17 protein-coding genes are annotated in these 20,128 nt (G+C 70.0%); 11 read left to right on the top strand and 6 right to left on the bottom strand.

Going from position 1 to position 20,128, the window contains the following annotated elements:
* Window positions 1-64: 64 nt before the first annotated feature.
* Window positions 65-238, top strand: coding sequence for a DUF2613 domain-containing protein (locus K3M35_RS14310; protein WP_006552672.1), 174 nt, complete (start codon window positions 65-67; stop codon window positions 236-238).
* Window positions 219-4,505 (top strand): alpha-(1->3)-arabinofuranosyltransferase, encoded by a 4,287-nt coding sequence (locus K3M35_RS14305; protein ID WP_220666576.1) that lies wholly within the window; start codon window positions 219-221, stop codon window positions 4,503-4,505. Before K3M35_RS14310 ends, K3M35_RS14305 begins: the two co-directional genes overlap by 20 nt.
* Here the strand turns inward: K3M35_RS14305 and K3M35_RS14300 are convergent.
* The gene (locus tag K3M35_RS14300; RefSeq protein ID WP_033096313.1) at window positions 4,394-5,566 is read right to left on the bottom strand and encodes an acyltransferase; all 1,173 of its coding nucleotides are present in this window, start codon (window positions 5,564-5,566) and stop codon (window positions 4,394-4,396) included. The genes K3M35_RS14305 and K3M35_RS14300 overlap by 112 nt on opposite strands.
* 246 nt (window positions 5,567-5,812) lie before the next feature.
* Between K3M35_RS14300 and K3M35_RS14295 the strand changes: the two genes are divergently transcribed.
* Window positions 5,813-7,048, top strand: a complete 1,236-nt coding sequence (locus tag K3M35_RS14295) for a DUF3068 domain-containing protein (RefSeq protein WP_072740554.1) — start codon at window positions 5,813-5,815, stop codon at window positions 7,046-7,048.
* A 28-nt stretch (window positions 7,049-7,076) separates the two neighbouring features.
* Here the strand turns inward: K3M35_RS14295 and K3M35_RS14290 are convergent, their stop codons facing one another.
* Entirely contained in the window at window positions 7,077-8,378 is a 1,302-nt protein-coding gene (locus K3M35_RS14290) for a lipopolysaccharide biosynthesis protein (protein ID WP_019290885.1), read from the bottom strand.
* A 42-nt stretch (window positions 8,379-8,420) separates the two neighbouring features.
* Here K3M35_RS14290 and K3M35_RS14285 point away from each other — a divergent pair, with 42 nt between their 5' ends.
* Window positions 8,421-10,172, top strand: coding sequence for a hypothetical protein (locus K3M35_RS14285; protein WP_220666575.1), 1,752 nt, complete (start codon window positions 8,421-8,423; stop codon window positions 10,170-10,172).
* Here K3M35_RS14285 and K3M35_RS14280 read toward each other — a convergent pair.
* On the bottom strand, window positions 10,083-11,312 hold the full coding sequence (locus K3M35_RS14280; protein WP_220666574.1) for a glycosyltransferase family 4 protein: 1,230 nt from the start codon (window positions 11,310-11,312) through the stop codon (window positions 10,083-10,085). The genes K3M35_RS14285 and K3M35_RS14280 overlap by 90 nt on opposite strands.
* 165 nt (window positions 11,313-11,477) lie before the next feature.
* Between K3M35_RS14280 and K3M35_RS14275 the strand changes: the two genes are divergently transcribed.
* The 3 genes from K3M35_RS14275 (at window position 11,478) to K3M35_RS14265 (ending at window position 13,696) form a co-directional block, all read left to right on the top strand.
* Window positions 11,478-12,233, top strand: a complete 756-nt coding sequence (locus tag K3M35_RS14275) for a class I SAM-dependent methyltransferase (RefSeq protein WP_006552681.1) — start codon at window positions 11,478-11,480, stop codon at window positions 12,231-12,233.
* Between the two features lie 22 nt (window positions 12,234-12,255).
* Window positions 12,256-13,158 carry an ROK family protein gene (locus tag K3M35_RS14270; protein WP_006552682.1) on the top strand — a complete coding sequence of 301 codons (903 nt, stop codon included), beginning with the start codon at window positions 12,256-12,258 and terminating at the stop codon, window positions 13,156-13,158.
* Between the two features lie 106 nt (window positions 13,159-13,264).
* Complete coding sequence (locus K3M35_RS14265) at window positions 13,265-13,696, top strand: CBS domain-containing protein (protein WP_024102052.1); 432 nt, start codon at window positions 13,265-13,267, stop codon at window positions 13,694-13,696.
* A 6-nt stretch (window positions 13,697-13,702) separates the two neighbouring features.
* Here the strand turns inward: K3M35_RS14265 and K3M35_RS14260 are convergent, their stop codons facing one another.
* Window positions 13,703-14,119 (bottom strand): hypothetical protein, encoded by a 417-nt coding sequence (locus K3M35_RS14260; protein WP_006552684.1) that lies wholly within the window; start codon window positions 14,117-14,119, stop codon window positions 13,703-13,705.
* 110 nt (window positions 14,120-14,229) lie between these two features.
* Here K3M35_RS14260 and K3M35_RS14255 point away from each other — a divergent pair, with 110 nt between their 5' ends.
* Window positions 14,230-14,751 carry a nucleoside deaminase gene (locus K3M35_RS14255; protein WP_033096317.1) on the top strand — a complete coding sequence of 174 codons (522 nt, stop codon included), beginning with the start codon at window positions 14,230-14,232 and terminating at the stop codon, window positions 14,749-14,751.
* A gap of 73 nt (window positions 14,752-14,824) precedes the next feature.
* A complete protein-coding gene (locus K3M35_RS14250) occupies window positions 14,825-16,273 on the top strand; it encodes an aldehyde dehydrogenase (RefSeq protein ID WP_006552686.1) in 1,449 nt (482 codons plus the stop codon).
* An 86-nt stretch (window positions 16,274-16,359) separates the two neighbouring features.
* Here K3M35_RS14250 and epsC read toward each other — a convergent pair whose 3' ends face one another.
* Together epsC and cysK are read right to left on the bottom strand one after the other, a co-directional pair.
* Window positions 16,360-16,938, bottom strand: a complete 579-nt coding sequence (gene epsC / locus K3M35_RS14245; protein ID WP_006552687.1) for a serine O-acetyltransferase EpsC — start codon at window positions 16,936-16,938, stop codon at window positions 16,360-16,362.
* A gap of 8 nt (window positions 16,939-16,946) precedes the next feature.
* Window positions 16,947-17,882 (bottom strand): cysteine synthase A, encoded by a 936-nt coding sequence (gene cysK / locus K3M35_RS14240; RefSeq protein ID WP_033096318.1) that lies wholly within the window; start codon window positions 17,880-17,882, stop codon window positions 16,947-16,949.
* A 478-nt stretch (window positions 17,883-18,360) separates the two neighbouring features.
* On the opposite strand from cysK, the gene K3M35_RS14235 reads away from it, so the two are divergent.
* Complete coding sequence (locus K3M35_RS14235; RefSeq protein WP_006552689.1) at window positions 18,361-18,927, top strand: SRPBCC family protein; 567 nt, start codon at window positions 18,361-18,363, stop codon at window positions 18,925-18,927.
* Window positions 18,927-20,096 (top strand): zinc-dependent alcohol dehydrogenase, encoded by a 1,170-nt coding sequence (locus K3M35_RS14230; protein WP_039585081.1) that lies wholly within the window; start codon window positions 18,927-18,929, stop codon window positions 20,094-20,096. Before K3M35_RS14235 ends, K3M35_RS14230 begins: the two co-directional genes overlap by 1 nt.
* Window positions 20,097-20,128 lie beyond the last annotated feature (32 nt).

Below are 20,128 nucleotides of genomic sequence, written 5' to 3'. Positions count from 1 at the left end.
CGGACCGATAGACAGCGTGGCGGCCGGCGATGACTGCCTGCGTCACTGGAGATGGGGAGACGGAATGGGGAAGTTCCTGGGACCGGGCCTGGGTAGCGTGGTCGTCGGTGCCGTACTCGGCGCCGTGGCGGTCTTCGGCGTAACGGCCGCTGTGCAGGAGAATTCGCGCCCTCAGATCGATCGCAGTGGCAACGCCGATTCGTCCCTCCTGAACCAGGTTGAGTACGGCAGCCGCTGACGGCGCCGGCAACGCTTCGAGTTCACGCACGTACCGAGGCGAGACGGAGCTCCCGTCCGCCGAACCGCTGTCCCGCCGGTGGCTGTACGCAGTCACCGCGGTGGCGGTGGTCCTGTCCTTCGCCCAGGTTCCGGGCCTGGTCGTCGCCGACACCAAGTACGACCTGACGCAGAACCCGATCGGATTCCTCACGCGCGCCGCTCACCAGTGGAGCAGTGTGGCGCCGCTCGGGCAGGTGCAGAACCAGGCGTACGGCTACTTCTTCCCGCACGGCTCGTTCTTCGCCGCGGGTCAACTGCTGCACATCCCCCCGTGGATCACCCAGCGGGTGTGGTGGGTGCTGCTGCTCGTCGCCGGATTCTGGGGTCTCGTCCGCCTCGCCGAAGCCCTCGGTATCGGGAGCCGTAGCTCCCGTCTGATCGCGGCGACGGTGTTCGTGCTGTCCCCGCGCGTCCTCACGACGCTCGGTTCCATCTCGTCGGAAGCACATCCGATGATGTTGGCGCCGTGGGTGCTGCTGCCGCTGGTGCGGTATCTGAACACGCAGAATCCGGGCTCGGCCCGCCGGCTCGCCGCGCAGTCCGCCGTGGCGGTGGCGCTCATGGGCGCGATCAACGCGGTCGCGACCGCCGCGGCCTGTCTCGTCGCGGCGCTGTGGTGGGCCGCGCACCGTCCGAACCGGCGCTGGTGGCGCTTCACCCTGTGGTGGCTGCCGCTGTGCGTCGTCGCGGTGACCTGGTGGATGGTGCCGCTGCTGCTGCTCGGTCGCGTCAGTCCGCCCTTCCTCGACTTCATCGAATCGTCCGGTGTCACCACCGAATGGACGTCGCTCGCCGAGGTGCTGCGCGGCACCAGCAGCTGGACGCCCTTCGTCTCCCCCGAACGCATCGCGGGCGCCGTGCTCGTCACGCAACCGGCCGCGGTCCTCGTCACCGGCGCCCTGGCCGCGGTCGGTCTCGCCGGTCTCGCGATGCGGTCGATGCCCGCGCGCGGTCGTTTCACCCTGATCCTCGTGGTGGGTCTCGTCGGCATGGGCGTCGGTTACGTCGGCCAGCTCGACTCGCCGTTCGCCGAGCAGGTCCGGTTGTTCCTCGACACCGCCGGTGCGCCGCTGCGCAACGTCCACAAGCTCGAGCCGCTCGTGCGACTGCCGATCGTGCTCGGGATCGCGCACCTACTGCGCGCCGTTCCTCTGCCCGGATCGGTGCCGTGGACGCGTGCCCGGAACGCCTTCGCGCATCCCGAACGCAATCCGATGGTCGCGGTGACGACGCTGATCCTCGTCGCGATGACGCTCGCGACCTCACTCGCGTGGACCGGGCGGCTCGCTCCGCGCGGCGCTTTCGACGAGGTCCCCGAGCACTGGCACGCCACGGCGGCCTGGCTCGAGGACAACACGAGCGAGCGCGGCGAACGCGCCCTCATCGTTCCCGGCGCGCCGTTCGGCAGCCAGATGTGGGGGCTCACCCGCGACGAACCGCTGCAGGCACTCGCATCGACGCCGTGGGCGGTGCGCGACGCCGTCCCGCTCGTGCCACCCGGCGCCATCCGTGCCCTCGACGCCGTGCAACGCGACATCGCCGAGGGCCGCCCGTCCGACGGTCTCGCCGCGACCCTGCGCGGTCAGGGCATCGGCTTCCTGGTGGTGCGCAACGACCTCGATCCCGACACCTCTCCCGCCGCGCGACCGGCACTCGTGCATCGCGCGCTCGACGGTTCGCCGGGCATCGAGCGGGTCGCCGAGTTCGGTGACGACATCGTCTTCGACAACCCCGACGACTTCGTCACCGACGCCGACCTGCGACCTGCCTATCCGGCCGTGGAGATCTACCGCGTCGCCGAACCCGCCGCGGCACCCGTCGGTCCCTACGTCGTGGACATCGCCGACGTGCCGGTCGTGCAGGGCGGCCCCGAAGCGCTGCTGCGCCGCAACACCGCGCAGCCCGAGTTCGTCGGTCCCACGCTCCTCGCCGCCGACGCGGCCCGCGCGGGTCTGCCCGTCGACGAGGTGACGGTCACCGACACCCCGACGGACCGCGAGACGGACTACGGGCAGGTCGACCATCATTCGTCGACGATCCGGACCGCCGACGACCCGCGTCGCACCCACAACGCCGTCCCCGACTATCCGGTGCCCGACACCGAACTCGTCCGGGCCGAATGGGAAGGCGCCCGCATCAGCGTGTCCAGCGCGGCGTCGGATGCCACCCAGCTCGGTGGCACGTCGGTCGCAAGCAGCCCGGCCGCGGTGGTCGACGGCGATCCGACGACCGGCTGGCACAGCAACGGACTCGAATCGGCGATCGGCCAGTGGCTGCAGCTCGACCTCGACCGGCCGATCGAAGCGGGTCTGCTGCACCTGACGACCAGCTCCGGTGCTCTCGGCGATCCCGTCAAGTGGCTCGAGGTGTCCACCGACCGGGGCAGCACGGCGGTGCGCGTCGACGAACCGGGACGCGAACAGACGGTCGCGCTGCCGCTGGGCACCACCTCGTGGATCCGCATCACGTCCGTGCACACCGAACGCGGCACGGTCGGCAACCAGTTCGGTCTCACCGAGGTGGTCGTCGAGGACTTCACCGACCGGAACGAACCACGCCCGATCGACATCCGTCGCCGCATCGTGGTGCCGGGCCCGGTCGAGGACGCCGCGGTACGCGGATGGCAGCTCGGCCAGGAATTCCCCGGCCGCGGCAGCTGCGTCGACACCGACGACCGTGTCCGTTGCGCGCGGGGACTCGCCACCTCCGCCGAGGAACCCGGCATGTTCACCCGCACCCTGGACGTGCCGCAGGAGACCTGGGTCCGCCCGGAACTGCTCCTGCGCGCGCGCCCCGGGCCGGCGCTCGAGGACCTCGCGGACCGTTCGGATCGGGTCGTCGCGCGCGGTGACGCCGACGTCGTCGACCTGCATGGCTCGGCGTTCGCCCTCACCGACGGCGACCCGCGGACGTCGTGGACCGCGGAGGAGAGCTCGCTCGAAGCGGGTGCGCCGCGGCCGTCGCTCACGCTGGAGCTTCCTGAGGAACAACGCGTCACGGGATTGGAGATCAGGACGGCGCTGGGAGCGCTGCCGGTCGCGCCGTCGCGGGTCGCGGTGAATCTCGGCAACGGACCGCAGGTGCGCGAACTCGACGGTGACGACACGATCGTCGATCTGACCCCGCACCTCACGGACCGGATCGAACTCACCGTGGTGCACTGGCGCGACACCCTCGATCGCACAGTGCTGGGTTTCTCGAAACTCACCCCGCCCGGGCTCGCCGAGGTGTCGGTGCTCGGCGACGACGGGCCGATCGGGGCACAGGGATCCGTCTACGACGAGACGGTGACCGTCGACTGCGAGCGCGGACCCGTCGTGGAGATCGACGGACGCAGCTACCGCACGTCGCTCACCGCGCGGGTCGCCGATCTCGCGGCGGGCGTGGAGGTCCCCGCGACACTGTGCGGCACCGACGTCGTCGGCATGAACCCGGGCCGGGTCGACATCGACGTCGATCCCGGTGCGGCCTTCGTCGTCTCGGGCCTTCGGCTCGACGTCCCCGGTCCCGACGCGCCCGTCGCGGAGCCGACGGAACTCGACAAGGGCCGCTGGACGGAGAACCTGCGCGAAGTGACGGTTCCGGCGGGCGACGAGGACCGGCTCGTGGTGGTGCCCGAGAGCACCAACGTCGGCTGGGTGGCGCGCACCCCGGACGGTGCCGTGGCGACGCCGGTCGTCGTGGACGGCTGGCAGCAGGGCTGGATCGTGCCGGCCGGGCCGGAGCAGACGCTGACACTCGAGTTCGCGACCGACCGCTGGTACCGGCTCGGGATCTTCGGCGGGTTGCTGTTGCTCGTCCCGTTGTTCGCGGCGGCCGTGTGGCCGCGGCGGCGGGTCGAGGATCCGGGTCCGATGCCGCGCACCTGGGGTTCGTCGGTTCTCGCGCTGACCGGTGTGCTGGTCGCCGCGACGCTCCTCGCGGGATGGGCCGGTGCCGCCGTCGCGGTCGCCGGCGCGGTGGGGATCGGTGCGCTCGCGGTGCGCCACGGCCCCGTCCTGGCGTCGCGTGTGCTCGTAGGCACCGCGGGTGGCGCGACGATGCTGGCGATGGCGCTGCTGTCCACCGGGCCGTGGCGATCACCCGACGGATATGTCGGGCACTCGTTCCTGATTCAGTTCGCGGCGCTCGTCGGCGTGGTCGCGGTGGGCCTGGCGGCGGTACCGCGCCGGGCCTTGTCCCAGCGGTGGAAGGCGGCCCGCGCCGGCTCCTCGACGAGGGCGTAGCTGACGGACGCGACGGCCAGACTCAGCACGACCGTCACCGTCAGGACGAACCAGAAGTGCCCCGCAAAAGCCGGGATCCCGAAGACGGGGAAGACGATCGACAGCACCGCGAGATGCCAGATGAACACGCCGTACGACCAGCGTCCGACGGCCAGTGCGGCCGGGCTCGCCAGGACGCGGTGCTGCCGGCGCGGTGCGAGGGTCAGCGGGGCGAGCAGGGCGAAGCTCATGATCGCGCCCAGGGCGATCTTGGCGAGATATTCGGTGGGTGCGAGATCGGTGAGCGTCTCCGGTCCGGCCAGCGGGGTGGTGGCGGCAGCGAAGGCGGCGACGGCGATCGCTCCCATCACCGTGCGCCGCGCCGCGAAGCGGTGCATCCACGTCTCGGGGCCGGTGACGAGTTCGGCGAGGATCATTCCCGCCGCGAACCAGGGCAGGTAGCCGGGCAGCCAGTTGGTGTGGTTGATGTGGTCGGGGGTGCCGACCGGTAGCCACGCCCACAGCAGCGACAGTGCGCTCACGGCGAGCAGCAGCGGGACGCGGTAACGGGCGGCGTCCCCGCGCAGCCCGCTCACCGCCAGCGCCAGCAGCGGCAGCACGAGATAGAAGGCCACCTCCACCGACAGACTCCACATCTGGGTGAGGCCCTCGGTGAGGGTCAGTGGGACGAACACTTGCACGAGCGCGAGATTCGACCACCACACCGTCGCGCCGCCGCCCGCGCCGGGCAGCAACCACAGCACCAGGATCACGACGGTCCAGTAGGCGGGGAGGATGCGGGTCGCGCGGGAGAGGAAGTAGCGGGTCGTCGAGGGGGACGGACCGAGCGCGCGGGCCGCGGCGGCGTGCGGTCGCCACAGCAGGAAACCGGACAGGGCGAAGAACAGGGCGACGGCGAGGTCGAACCGCGCCCACACCAGGCCGATCACTGAGTCGTGCACCGCGCCGGTCTGGAACGCGACGTGGGTGATCAACACGCCCACTGCGGCGAAACCGCGCATTCCTTCGAGTGCCGGAAGGAATCCGCTCATGCTGCGGTTCCGGTCGGTGGTAGTGGTCATCGGGCACCAGTGTGCCGTGTCGCGGGAGCGGTGGACAGAGCAGGATCACCCGGAACGGGACGATCCCGGCAGCGACGAAGATCGACTACCGATCCATCCCAGCGGCGAGCGGGCGCGCATATTGCCATACCGGGCTGTTAGTGTCTGAGCTCACGTGGTGTTCGCGGGCCGGATGCCAGGCGATCCGTGCAGCCCTGCTGCTGCCGGTGGGGGTACTCGATGACGACCGTTGAGTGAGGAGAAAGCATGGCTGAGCGTTCGAGCTCCGGCCGGATACTGGCAATGATTCTGGTGGGCCTGGGGGCCTTCCTCCTGGTGATCGCGATTCTCGTGCCGACGTACACGCTCGGGAAGCTGAGAACGACACCGCTCGATCTCGAGGTGACCACGGTCGCCGAAGGCACGGGCGACATCCTCAATTCCCGTCAGCTGCTCGCCGGCAACGCGCAGGTCGATCGCGACGTGCCGATCGTCGCGCAGCGCTTCGTCACCGTCGAGGATCCCTCGAACGCCGAGGTCATGACGCTGCAGGCAGGCCAGACCGTGCGACGACTCGACATGCAAGGGGACACGGGCCTGGTCTCGGCCGTCGTCGACCGTCTCACGATCGACCGGAAGACCTCCATGCCCGTCTCGGAGGAGGAGTTCCCGGAGCGCGTGAGCACGATCCAGGTGAGCGCCGACAAGCCGCCGGTGGAGATCGACAACCGCGCCGGACTGCAGTACAAGTTCCCGTTCGACGTCCAGCAGGAGTCGTACCCGTACTACGACATCAACGCTCGCGAGAACTTCCCCATCGACTTCGTCGGTGAGGAGGAGATCAACGGCATGAAGGTCTACCACTTCAGCCAGGAGATCGGGCCGGTCGACCTCTCGAAGGCCGACCCCGAGGTCCCGACCTACAAGCTCAGCCTGCCCGCCTCCACCTGGGGTGTCGGTGAGGGCGACGAGCCGATCACGATGACCCGCTGGTACAACAACATCCGCGACCTGTGGGTCGACCCGGTCACCGGTGTCGTCGTCAAGGGCCAGGAGCAGCAGGACCAGTACTACGCCCGCGAGGCCGACAAGCCCGAGGTGACGGTCCTCAACGTGACGCTGCCGTTCGACGAGGAGACGATCGAGTACCAGATCGGCCAGGCCAAGGACGGCCAGGACACCATCTCGCTGTTCGGCCGCACCCTGCCGATCATCCTCGGCATCCTCGGCGTCATCCTGCTGATCGTCGGCTTCGTGCTCGGCATCCGCGGTGGCGGCAACCGTCGTCCGGCCACCGCGACCGGCGGTCCCGCCCCGGCAGGTCCGGCCACGACCACGGTCGGCCCGGCGCATTCGGGCGGCGCGCAGCGCGATCACACCGAGGACCGCACCGAGGTCATCCCGCGCCAGACCGATCCGAACGCGCAGCAGCGTGATTGGACGACGGATCGAACGCAGGAGATCCCGCGCACCGATCTGCGGAAGCCTCCGACGCAGGAGTGATCGTCCGGTAGACGAACCGAGCCGCCCCTCACCGATCCCGGTGGGGGGCGGTGTCGTTCGCGGGTGACTCGTCGGTGGACGGGGTCACCGCGTCGTCCGTGGACGACCGGGCCACTGCAGCACCGCGCAGAGCGAGCACCGCGACCACCGCGGCCGTCGCGGCGGCCACACCGACAGCGACGGCGATGAACTGCCGCAGGGTCGACGCCACCGTGAACATCAGCACCGCCTCGAGGGCGAGGCCCACCCACGCGACGAGCGCGAGATGGGTACGTTCCCCGGCGATCGCCGACAGCAGCGCGCCCTGCAGGACGGCCAGACACGCGCCCTGCAGTGCGAACAGCCACAGCAGCGACTGCACCGGCCCGTAGGCGTCGCCGACCAGCATCGGGACGATCGGTGCGCAGATCGCCGCGCCGGCGACGAGCACCGCGCCGATCGCGACGAGGACGGTGAGCGCCGACCGCACCGCGGCCGCCGACTGGGCGGGATTCGCCATCCGCGGATAGAGCACCACACCGACCGCCTGCGGCAACCAGAAGGCGACCTTCGTCGCCACCGCCCCCAGCGCGTACAACCCGGCGGAATCGGGATCGAGCAGCATGCGGGCGAGCAGCAGGTCGAGCGACGTGAGCGCGATGAGGGCCAGCTGCACCTGGGAGGCACGCAGCACCGCCCCGGCGGTCGGGACCGGTTCCGTCCGTCCACCCGACGTCCGGCCCACGAGCACACTCGCGGCCAGCGCGACCGCACCCGTGCCGAGCGCCCCGGCGAACAGCGCGGCACCGGGGCCGCCTCCGACGGCGAGCACCGCCACGGCCGGCACCACCTTCGCGACGCCCGCGGCGGACAGGACGACGCTGAGCGCTGCGAACCTGCCCCGGCCCTGCAGCAGGCCCTGTTCGGCGGCGAGGAGGACGAGCAGCGGCGCGGTGACGAGCGACCCGAACGCCCCGCCGACACTCGTGTCGAGCGCCCACGCCACGACGGGCACGAGGAGCATCGCGACGACGATGGCGAGCACGGCGCAGCGGTAACCGAGACGACGCAGCGCCGCGGCGCCGGTGCCGTGCACGGCCTCCCGGGCGACGACCGTCTGCAACGCCAGTGCCGGCACGGCGAGGACGAGCTGCGCGGCGAGCAGGCTCGCGAACTCGCCGTATCCGGCGGGCCCGAGCCAGCGTCCCGCCGGCAGGTGCAACAGATAGGACGCGAGGTTCGCGGTCATCGCGCCGACCGTCACCAGTGTCATGCCGGTGACGGCGGTTCCCGTCGTCGAACCACGAGTGGTCTCGGTTCCCTCCGACGCGGGTCGGGGTGTTCGCGGCATCCGCTCATCCTCCCATCCGGAACGACACCGTATTCTGCCGCCATGTCCCGCCCGGAGTCGTCCCGCATGTCCACGACGGCGGCTCTCCCGGCGGTCTGGTCCCTCGTCCTGACGGTCGCGGTGCTCGGTCCGTTCCTCGTCTCCCCCGGCTACCTGCTCTTCCGCGACGCGGTGAGCACTCCCCGATCGTTCCTCACCGATTCTGCGCTCGGTCTGTCCGACGCCGCCGCCCGCGCGGTGCCGCAGGACGCCCTGCTGGCGTGGGTGAGCACCGTCGTCGACGGTGGTGTCGCGGTCACGGCGCTGCTCGTCGCGTCGTTGTGGGCGGCGGGATGGGGTGCGGCACGGCTGGTCGCGGTGGTGCTGCCGACGAGCGGAACCGGCGCCCGGCTCGTCGCGGCGACGGTCGCGATCTGGAATCCCTATGTCGCCGAGCGGCTGTTGCAGGGCCACTGGAGTCTGCTCGCCGGGTACGCCGCGCTGCCGTGGACGATCTGTGCGGTCGTCGCGATCCGGCGACGGAGACGCGGCGGCTGGGCGTCGCTGGCGGTCTGCCTGGCCGCTGCGGGGCTGACCCCGACCGGTGCCCTGCTGGCGATCGTGACGGCCTGCGCCGTCCTCGTCGCGCCCGGTGGGCGGACGCGGGTGCTGCCGCGCGTGGGCGGCGCACTCGCGCTGGGTGTCGCGGTGTCGTTGCCGTGGCTGATCGCGACGGCGCTCGCCGGTGGCGGCACCGAAGCGGACCCGGCCGGTGTGCGCGCCTTCGCCGCCCGGGCCGAACCACTGCTCGGCACGATCGGTTCGGTGGCAGGGCTCGGCGGGATCTGGAACGCCGAATCCGTCCCCACCTCGCGCACTACCGCATGGGCGCTGATGGGCACCCTGCTGCTGCTCACGGTGGTGGCGTGCGGGGTGCCGGCACTGTGGCGGCGACGTAGGAACTCCGTGATCGTCGCGGTCGCGGTGCCTGCCGTCCTTGCGGTGCTCGTCATCGCCCTCGCCGCGACCGGCCCGGGACTCGCCGTCGGCGAATGGGCGATGGTGAACGTGCCCGGCGCGGGACTGCTGCGCGACACCCAGAAGTGGGTCGCGTGGGCGATGCCCGCCTACGCGCTCGCCGCGGCGGCCGGCACGACCGTCCTCGCCCGGCGCTTCGTGGCGCCCGAACCGGTGTGGGCGGCGGCCGCGATCGCCGCCGTGCTGGTCGCGCTGCCCGACCTGGTGTGGGGTGTGGGCGGGCAACTGCAGCCCGTGCGCTATCCGTTGGGCTGGGAGAAGGTGTCGCAGATCGCCACGGCCGACGACGGCGACGTGGCGGTGCTGCCCGTGGGCATGTTCCGGGTCTTCGACTTCTCCGGGCCCGTACCGGTGCTCGATCCGTCCCCGCGCATGCTGCGCGCCGACGTCCTGCAGACCGGAACCCTGATCGTCGCCGAGGGCAGTGTCGCCGGGGAGGGTCGTCGCGCGGAGGACGTCGAAGCCCTGCTGCTGTCCGGCGCGGATCCGAGTGCGCTCGCCGCCCGCGGGGTGGGCTGGGTGCTCGTCGAGCACGGCACGCCGGGCGAACTCGGTGACGCGCAGAGCACGCTCGGAGCCCTCGAGACCGCTTATCAGGACGAGGATCTGAGCCTGTACCGGGTGGAGGGAGTCACTTCGACCCCGTCACCCCATCGCGCCCTGGCGATCGGGGCGCACGTCGTGTGGCTACTGGTACTGGCCGGCGGCGTTGGCTGCGCGCTCGGGCAGCGGGTCGGCGAGCGTCGACGGCTCGTCGGCGCGCGGGAACAGTCCTGAGACGGTGTGCCCGAAGGTCGTGACGGACAGGACCTCGTGCACGCCCTCTCCCGTGGCCTCCCACGAGAACTCGCCCGCGCGGATGCGGGCCTTGGTGCCGAGCTGACGACGACGGTCGGCGTCGGCGATCAGATCGGCGACGGCGGCGGTCAGTTCGGCGGGCGAGTCCACGAGCACACCGGTCACGCCGTCGATGATCGAGTCGGTCAATCCCTTGGAGCTGCGGTAACCGATGGTGGGCACACCGTGCTGGGCGGCCTCGACCACCGCCAGTCCCCACCCCTCCTTGCGCGAGGGCATCACGTGAATCCAGGTGCGGGAGAGCAATTCGTGCTTGCGCTGCTCGTCGACATGGCCGTGGAAGGTGACGGCGTCGCCGATGCCGAGTTCGGCGGCCGCATCGCGGAGGTTCTGCTCCCACCAGCCGCCGCCGATGACGTCGAGATGCAGACCCGGGACGGTGCCGCGCAGCGCCGCGACCGCGGCGAGGGCGTCCTCGATCTGCTTGTGCGGCACCAGCCTCGAGAGCACACACACGCTCGGGTGGGCCGTGCGCGTGTCGTCGCCACCCACCGCGACACCGGCGGGAACGGCGTCGACACCGTTGCGGACCACCGCGATCCGCTCCCGGTCGACCCCGAGAGCGCGCAGTTCGTCGGCGGACGGAAGGGAGACGGTGAGGTACTGGTTGCGGTGGTGCACGCGCGGCGAGAGCGACGACTCGATCCACCAGCCGAGCTTGGCCATCAGCCTGCCCGCGACCGGCCACTGTTCGCGGTGGCAGTGGTGCACGAGCACCGTGACGGGCGCACCGGCGACGAGCCGGGCGAAGAACGGAATGCCGTTCTGGGTGTCGATGACGGCGTCGGGACGGATACCGGCGAGGGGGCCGACACCGAATCTGCCTGCGAGGATCGCGGCGAGCGCGCGCGGATAGACGGTGAGCCGTCCCCCGCCGCGGCTGACGGTGATGCCGTCGATCCGGTCTCGCTCGGCGGCTCCCGGATAGGAGGCAGTCCGCAGGACGACGCGGACGCCGCGCGCCGCGAGCTGCGCCCCGACCTGTTCGAGATACCGCTCGCTGCCACCACCCTGCGGATGTCCGCTATCGCGCCAGCAAAGCAGCAGAACCTCCCGCACGCGGTGACCCCCTGTATGTCGACTCGACCACCCGGCCGGGCAGATGTGACTCGGACGATGACAGGGACACAGTAGCGGGTGCCGGGCGGCAACAGGTGAGGGACGAGTGTGAGGCCCGCACTAAGGTGACTGGACGTGCCATCGACGACCCGACCCCGCACCGACGTGACCCGGCTGTTCGCCCGCCGCGCCACACTGCGCCGCTCCGTGGGGTTGCTCGGCAGCTTCCGGTTCGAGCAGACAGCACCCGAGAAGTTCTACGGCGGTCTCGCGCGCGACACCGTCGACCTCATCGGCGATCTCTACACGGGTCTGACCGGCGCCGATCTGACGGGCACCACGGTCGTCGACGTCGGCGGCGGACCGGGCTACTTCGCCGACGTGTTCACCGAGGTGGGTTCGCGCTACGTGCCGATCGAGCCCGACCCGTCGGAGATGCACGCCGCCGGCCTGCAGGTGGGCGGCGCGATCCGCGGCTCCGGCCTGGCGCTGCCGTTGCGCACCGGGTCGGTGGACGTGTGCTTCTCGTCGAACGTCGCCGAACACGTCGCGACGCCGTGGGTGATGGCCGACGAGATGCTGCGCGTCACGCGGCCCGGCGGACTGATGGTGCTGTCGTACACCCTGTGGTGGGGACCGTTCGGCGGGCACGAGACCGGTCCGTGGCACGCCTTCGGCGGCGAGTACGCGGCCCGGCGCTACGCGCGCAAGCACGGCAGGGAGCCGAAGAACCGGTACGGGGTGTCGCTGTTCGACGTGGGCGCGAGCGACGGTCTGCGCTGGGCACGTTCGACACCCGATGGCGAACTGCTCGCGGCCTTCCCCCGCTACCACCCGAGTTGGGCGTGGTGGCTCGTGGACGTGCCCGGCGTCCGGGAGTTCCTCGCCAGCAACCTCGTACTGGTCCTGCGCCGACGCTGACCCGTCGCTTAGTGTCGTCGCCATGACCGCATTGGCCCTGGACGTCGGCGGCACCAAGCTCGCCGCGGCCGTCGCCGCCGACGACGGCACCCCGCTCGAAGCCCGATCCGTGCCGGTCCCCCGGAAGGACGTGTGGGGCGCGTGCGCGGGACTGTTGCGGGAGGTCGCGGAGATCGGCGAGGGACCGGTGACCGCCGTGGGTATCGCTGCGGCAGGACCGGTCGACACGAACGCCGGGACGATCGGCCCGATCAACATCTCCGAGTGGAGCTCCGGCTTCGCACTCGTCGACGCCGTGCGTTCGGTGTTCCCCGACGCCCGCGTCGATCCGGTGATGGACGGCGCGGCCGCGACCCTCGCCGAACAGCGCTTCGGTGCCGGACGCGATGTCGCCGACCTGCTCGGGGTCGTGCTCGGCACCGGCATCGGCGGCGGTCTCGTGCTCGGCGGCCGGATCGTGCGCGGCCGCACCGGAAACGCCGGCCACATCGGGCACGTCGTCTCGCCCTACGGCACGACGGTGTGCGCGTGCGGAGGCGTCGGCTGCATCGAGACCGTGGCGAGCGGCCCGTCGGCGGTGCGCTGGGCCCGTGCCCACGGCTGGGAAGGCCCCGACGGTGTCGCGCTGGCCACGGACGCCGAGGCCGGGGTCGGCGTCGCCGCCGCGGCCCTCGAACGGGCCGGGACGGCACTGGGCCAGGTCATCGCGTCGGCAGCGGCACTGACGGATGTGGGACGCGTGGTCGTCGGCGGCGGCTTCGCGCAATCGGGCGGGCACCTGTGGCGGCCGATGCTCGCGTCGGCGGCCCGGCACGCCCGCCTACGGTTCGTGCAGGACCTGCAGATCGTCCCCGCCGAACTCGGCGCACTGGGCACCCTCACCGGCGCATCGATCGTCGCCGCAGGTCACGACTGGATAACCTGATCGGGCACACCCGGTTTTCCGGCCTACCCTGAGGACCACATCGGAGTCCCGGCGGAAACCGGTGAGGGGCCGCCGGGATGCTCTGCGAGCAGATCGGCGGTACCGGATGCGGATTGCTGACATTGTGCGGAACAAGGGCTCGGCGGTGCACACGGTCGAGCCCGACACCACGGTGTGCGAGCTCATCGGCGACTTCGCGCGGTTCAACATCGGCGCGATGGTGGTGTGCGAGGGCAAGACCGTCGCCGGGATCGTCACCGAACGCGACGTCGTACGCGCCCTGCACGAACGCGGACCGTCGATCCTCGCCGCCCCGGCACACGAACTGATGTCGCGGACGGTGACGACCTGCCTGCCCACCGATTCGGTCGACAGTCTCGCCGAGACCATGACCGAACAACGGATCCGGCACCTACCGGTCGTGGTGGACGCTCGGCTGGTGGGGATCGTCAGTATCGGCGACGTGGTCAAGAGCCGCATCGACGAACTACAGACCGAACGCGACCAGCTCGCCTCCTACATCCACGATGGTGGCTAGAACTGATCAGTTCTCGCCGGTCGCGGCGTCGTCGGGAGCGGTGTCGCCGGTGGCACTCTCCTCTGCGGCACCGCCCTCGGTGGCGCTCGGGCGATCGAGGATGCTCACGCTCATCCCGTAGGGCAGGAACCGCACCGAGCGTCGCGGGTCGGTGTTGCCCTTGAGCGTGCGCAGCGCGTCGAGTTCGGTGCGATGGACCTGGTCGACGCGGGCCACGCCGTCGTCCTCGGTGGTGTAGACGACCCAGACGCCGTCGCCCTTCTCACCGGTGGTCTCGGGCCGCGGCTGCGTGCGCGTCGGCGCCACCGGCGGTTCGAGGAAGGAGAAGATACGGTCCTTCAGTTCCCGCAGTTCCTCACCGGCTTCCCGCACCACGCGGTCGAGATCTTCGGGGTCGAACCCGAACGGATTGTTCTCCGCCATGACATGTCTCCTGACCGTTGGGCACCCTCCAGTGTGGTGACGGTCGCCGATTCGCGCCACCCGGCTCCTCCCCCGCCCTACGGTGCAGTCGAGGGAGGAAGGAGACGTCCATGGTGAACGACACGGATCTGCAGCATCTGCGGCGGTGCGTCGAACTCGCGGAGGAGGCGGTCGCGGCAGGTGACGAGCCGTTCGGGTCGGTGCTCGTCGACGCGGACGGCACGGTCCTGGCCGAGGACCGCAACCGCATCGCCGGCGGCGACCGCACCCGGCATCCCGAGTTCGCGCTCGCGCGGTGGGCGGCCGAACATCTCGAACCCGACCGGCGTGCCGCCGCCACCGTCTACACCTCCGGTGAGCACTGCCCGATGTGCGCGGCCGCGCACGGCTGGGTGGGCCTGGGGCGGATCGTCTACGCGGCGTCCTCCGAGCAACTGGTCCGGTGGCTCGGCGAGATGGGCGTGCCGCCGGCACCGGTACGTCCGCTGCCGATCCGCGAGGTCGTGCCGGAGGCCGTCGTCGACGGGCCCGTTCCCGAGTTCGAGCAGGAGATTCGGCTCCTGCACCGTCGCTGCCATCTCGGGGATCGAGCCTTCCCATCCCGTCCGGTCTGGTCACCCCCTGGTCAATAGTTGTAACGCGTTCTAGTGTTCGAGGTCACACGAATGCGGCCGATACACGAGCACAGCCAGGTGAGGAAGCGACATGACCGACTACGACAAGTTGTTCATCGGCGGCCGATGGGTGGCACCGTCGACCGACGAGAGACTCGAGGTGTTCTCCCCCGCCACGGAAGAGCGCGTCGGTTCCGTGCCCGTCGCGGGACCGCAGGACATCGATGCCGCGGTGTCCGCCGCCCGCACGGCCTTCGACGAAGGCCCGTGGTCGCGCACCACCCCGAGCGAGCGCGCCGAGATCCTCGGCAAGGCAGCAAAGCTCATCGAGGAGCGTCGTGCGGAGATCGGCGCCTCGCTCACCGCGGAGATGGGCCAGCCGCCGGCCTCGGTCGAGATGATGCAGCTGACGTCGGGCCTGGCCACACTCGACTACTATGCGGGGCTTGCCGATTCGTTCCCATGGACCGAGGAGCGCACCGGCCTGTTCGGTCGCAGCCGCGTCAGCCGCGAACCCGTCGGCGTCGTCGCCGCCGTCATCGCGTGGAACGTGCCGCTGTTCCTGATGCTCAACAAACTCGGACCCGCCCTGCTCGCCGGATGCACGGTGGTCCTCAAGCCCGCTCCCGAATCGCCGCTGACGACGAACGTCCTCGCCGAGATCTTCACGGAGGCAGGACTTCCCGAGGGCGTCCTCTCACTCGTGCCCGGCGGCGCCGAGACCGGCGAGTACCTGGTCTCGCACCCCGACGTCGACAAGATCACCTTCACCGGTTCGACGGCCGTGGGTCGTCACATCGGGGAGATCGCCGCGCGCGGACTCAAGCGCTGCTCACTCGAACTCGGCGGCAAATCGGCAGCGATCATCCTCGAGGACGCCGACCTCGACTCGACGATGCCGATGCTGGTGATGTCCGGCCTGATGAACACCGGTCAGGCCTGCGTCGGGCAGACCCGCGTCCTCGCGCCGCGGTCGCGCTACGACGAGGTGATCGAGAAGATGACCGCGACCGCGGCCTTCTTCCCCGTCGGACTGCCCGATACCGAAGGCGCACAACTCGGTCCGCTGATCTCCGCGAAGCAGCGCGATCGCGTCGAGTCCTACATCGCCAAGGGCAAGGAGGAAGGCGCGCGTCTCGTGCTCGGCGGTGGTCGCCCCGAGGGCATCGAGACGGGCTACTTCGTCGAACCGACGATCTTCGCCGACGTCGACAACTCCATGACCATCGCCCGCGAGGAGATCTTCGGACCCGTCATCTGCGTGATTCCCTACGACAGCGTCGACGAGGCCGTGAAGATCGCCAACGATTCCGACTACGGCCTGGCCGGTTCGGTGTACACCACCGACGTCGAGAAGGGCCTCGAGATCGCCTCGCGCGTGCGCACCGGCACGTACGGAATCAACTGGTACGCATTCGATCCGGGTTCACCGTTCGGCGGCTACAAGAACTCCGGCATCGGCCGCGAGAACGGTCCCGAGGGCGTCGAGGCGTACTGCGAAACCAAGTCGGTGCTGTACCCGCTCGGTTACGAGGGCTGATCCCGGAAAAAGGGGAGGATATGTACGTTCTCGACGGAGAACTCGCACATATCCTCCCCTCTTTCGTGTTTCGGGAGGACGCGACCTCAGATGTACATCGCGGGATCGATGTACGTCGTCGGATCCACGAGCGGTTCGTGCTTCTTGCGGGACCGGACGGTCGCGGGGATACCCGTTGCGATCGAATCCGCCGGCACGTCGTGGGTGACCACGGCGTTGGCGCCGATCGCGCTGTCGTCCCCGATCACCACCGGGCCGAGGACCTTCGCCCCCGCCCCGACGGTGACCCGGTTGCCCAGCGTCGGATGACGCTTCTCCTTCGCCAGCGACCGGCCGCCGAGCGTCACGCCGTGGTAGAGCATCACGTCGTCGCCGATCTCGGCCGTCTCACCGATGACCACGCCCATGCCGTGGTCGATGAAGAAGCGCCGGCCGATGGTCGCACCGGGGTGGATCTCGATGCCGGTGAGGAACCGGGTGAACTGCGCGAGGATCCGCGCAGGTCCCTTCAGGGCGGGCACCTGCCACATCCGGTGCGCGATGCGGTGCGACCAGATCGCGTGCAGCCCCGAATAGACGATGGCGTTCTCCGCGTCGCTGCGCGCGGCCGGATCGTGGCCGCGCGCAGACTGCAGATCCTCCCGGAGAGTGTGCAGGATACCCACGACGGCGATCAGTCCCGGATGTGCTCGAAGAGCGGGGTGGAGATGTACCGCTCACCGAAGTCGCAGACGACGGCGACGATCAGCTTGCCGGCGTTCTCGGGACGCTTCGCCAGCTCGAGGGCCGCCCAGACGATCGCACCCGACGAGATGCCGCCGAGAATGCCTTCCTGGGTGCCCAGATCGCGCGCGATACGAATCGAATCCTCGAACGACACGTCGACGATCTCGTCGTAGACCTCGCGGTCGAGCACGTCGGGCACGAAGTTGGCGCCGATGCCCTGGATCTTGTGCGGTCCGGGCTCGCCACCGTTGAGGATCGGCGAGTCGACCGGCTCGACACCGACGACCTTCACGTCCGGCTTGTACTCCTTGAGCCTGCGGCCCGCGCCCGTGATGGTGCCGCCCGTACCGATGCCGGCCACGAAGATGTCGACCTCACCGGCGGTGTCCTTCCAGATCTCCTCACCGGTGGTGTTGTAGTGGATCTCCGGGTTCGCGGGGTTGCCGAACTGGCGGGCGAGGATCGCGTTCTCGGTGTTCGCGACGATCTCCTCGGCCTTCGCGACGGCACCCTTCATGCCCTCGGAGCCGGGGGTGAGGACGATCTCGGCGCCGTAGGCGCGGAGCATCACGCGACGCTCGGTCGACATCGTCTCGGGCATCGTGAGGATGACCTTGTAGCCGCGCGCAGCGCCGACCATGGCGAGCGCGATACCGGTGTTGCCGGAGGTGCCCTCGACGATGGTGCCGCCGGGCTTCAGCTCACCGGACTTCTCGGCGGCGTCGACGATCGCGACACCGATGCGGTCCTTGACGCTGTTGGCCGGGTTGTAGAACTCGAGCTTCGCGGCGACGGTGGCGCCGGCTCCCTCGGTCAGACGGTTGAGCTTGACGATCGGGGTCCGTCCGACCAGCTCGGTGACGTTGTCGTAGATCCTGCTCATGCTCGATCCTCCTCATGGCCACACACGGCGGCTCGGGTCGCGGTCTCGGTCTATTGCACCATTTCGCCGTCATCGGACGACTCGGCGGGCCCATCGATGTACGAACGTATCCGTACGCCGTCGTTATTCCCCGGCGAGTCGGCGTGTCGTCGCCCGGCCCGGCCTCGACGGGTTCGTGCCCCGCGAGATTTCGGACCGGCTCGACCGGGTTTGCCCGGCCACCGAGCACGGGTAGCCGACCATATGAGTCGTCACGATCTTCCCGTCCCCGATTACGACGAACTGGCGCCGGGCACGCTCGCGCCGAGGATCCGTGCACTCGACGAAGGACAGTGGACGATCACCCCCGCTACGGCACGGTGTCGCCGAACAGACGCCGAAACGCGGAAGACCCTGACTAGACCGAACACCGAACACCGAACACCGACCCGAGCATCCGAGCATCCGAGCATCCGAGCATCCGAGCAAGGAGACGACCGTGGTCGACTTCAACAGAGTCGTGCAGAACGCGAGCCGAGTCGTGGAGAACGCGAACAGGGCGATCGACGACGCCGGTCGCTCGGTGGGCGGATTCGTCCGGCGCGCCGTCGACCGGCCCGTCGACGCTCGGAAACCGCAGACGGTGACCGTCGCGGCTCCGCGCGCACAGGTCATGCAGTTCTGGCGCGATCCCGAGAACCTGAGCAGAGTCTTCGGCGACCACGTCCGGGTGGAGACGGTCGAAGCGAACCGGCTGCGCTGGACCTGGGAGAGCCCCGGCGGAACGACGACCTGGGACACCCGCGTCGACGTCACCTCGGAAGGACTCGCGTTCGTCGGCGAGGACGACGCGGACACCCCGGGTCCTCGCGTAGTGCTCGCGGTGTCCGACGCGCCCCGGGGCGGCACCGAGATGACCCTGCGCGCCGAGGTTCCCGTCCCCGATCTCGTCACCGGCGCCCTGACCTTCACTGCGCTCTACCGTGCGCGGGCTCTCATGCAGACCGGTGAGATCCCCACCCTGCAGGGCAGTCCGAGTGCCCGTGCATCGGAAGGAGACGCGTGATGCGAGCCCTGTGCTGGATAGGGGTGAACGAGTTGTCGGTGGAGACGGTCGACGATCCCGGCCTGGTCAACCCGCACGACGTGATCGTGGCGGTCCGCCTCACCACGACCTGCGGGTCCGATCTGCACTTCCTCGGCGGGTACCTGCCTGGGATGCGGGAGGGCGACGTGATCGGCCACGAGTTCATGGGCGAGATCGTCGACACCGGCCCGGAGGTGACGAACGTGCGGGTCGGCGACCGGGTGGTCGTGCCGTCGTTCATCGGATGCGGGAAGTGCCCGTACTGCGCCGACGGCCTGCACGCGGTGTGCGACACCACCAACCCGAACGCCGCGATGCAGCAACCCGTGCTGGGCTATCCCACCGGCGGAATCTACGGCTACACCCATCCCTTCGGCGGGTACCAAGGTTCGCACGCCGAGTACATCCGCGTGCCCTTCGGCGACGTCAACTGCTTCCAGATCCCCGACGGTGTCGGCGACGAACAGGCCCTGTTCCTGTCGGACGCGGTACCGACGGGCTACATGGGCGCCGACTTCTGCGACATCACCCCGGGCGACACCGTGGCGGTCTGGGGCGCCGGCGCCGTCGGTCTCATGGCCGCGGCAAGCGCGAAGATCATGGGCGCCGACAGGGTGATCGTGATCGACCGTTTCCGAGACCGCCTCGACCGCGCCGCGAAGAAGGTCGGCGCCGAAACCGTGGACTACGCCGAGGTCGACAGCGTCTACGAGACGCTCCGCGAGAGCACCGGCGGACGCGGACCGGACGCCTGCATAGACGCTGTGGGCATGGAGGGTCACGGAACCGGCGTCATGCAGGCCTACGACAAGGTCAAGCAGGCGCTGCGGATGGAGAGCGACCGCGCGACCTCCCTGCGCGAGGCGATCCTGTCCTGCGGCAAGGGCGGAGTCGTGTCGGTGCTCGGCATCTACGGTGTCACCGACAAGTTCCCGATGGCGGTGCTGACGAACAAGAGCTTGACCCTGCGGACGGCGCAGCAACACGGCCAGCGGTACGTGCCCACCCTGTTCGAACACGTCCTCGAGAGCAGGTTGGACCCGAGTTGGCTCATGACGCACGACCTTCCGCTCACCGACGCGGTACGCGGCTACGAGATGTTCAAGAACAAGGAGGACGACTGCCTGCGCGCGGTCTTCCGCCCCTAGGTCGTCACCGGTCGGATTTCTTCAATACGAGC

The sequence above is a fragment of the Rhodococcus sp. DMU2021 genome, from assembly GCF_019641445.1.
GTDB lineage: Bacteria > Actinomycetota > Actinomycetes > Mycobacteriales > Mycobacteriaceae > Rhodococcus > Rhodococcus pyridinivorans.
This window is presented reverse-complemented; position numbering and strand designations above follow the sequence as displayed.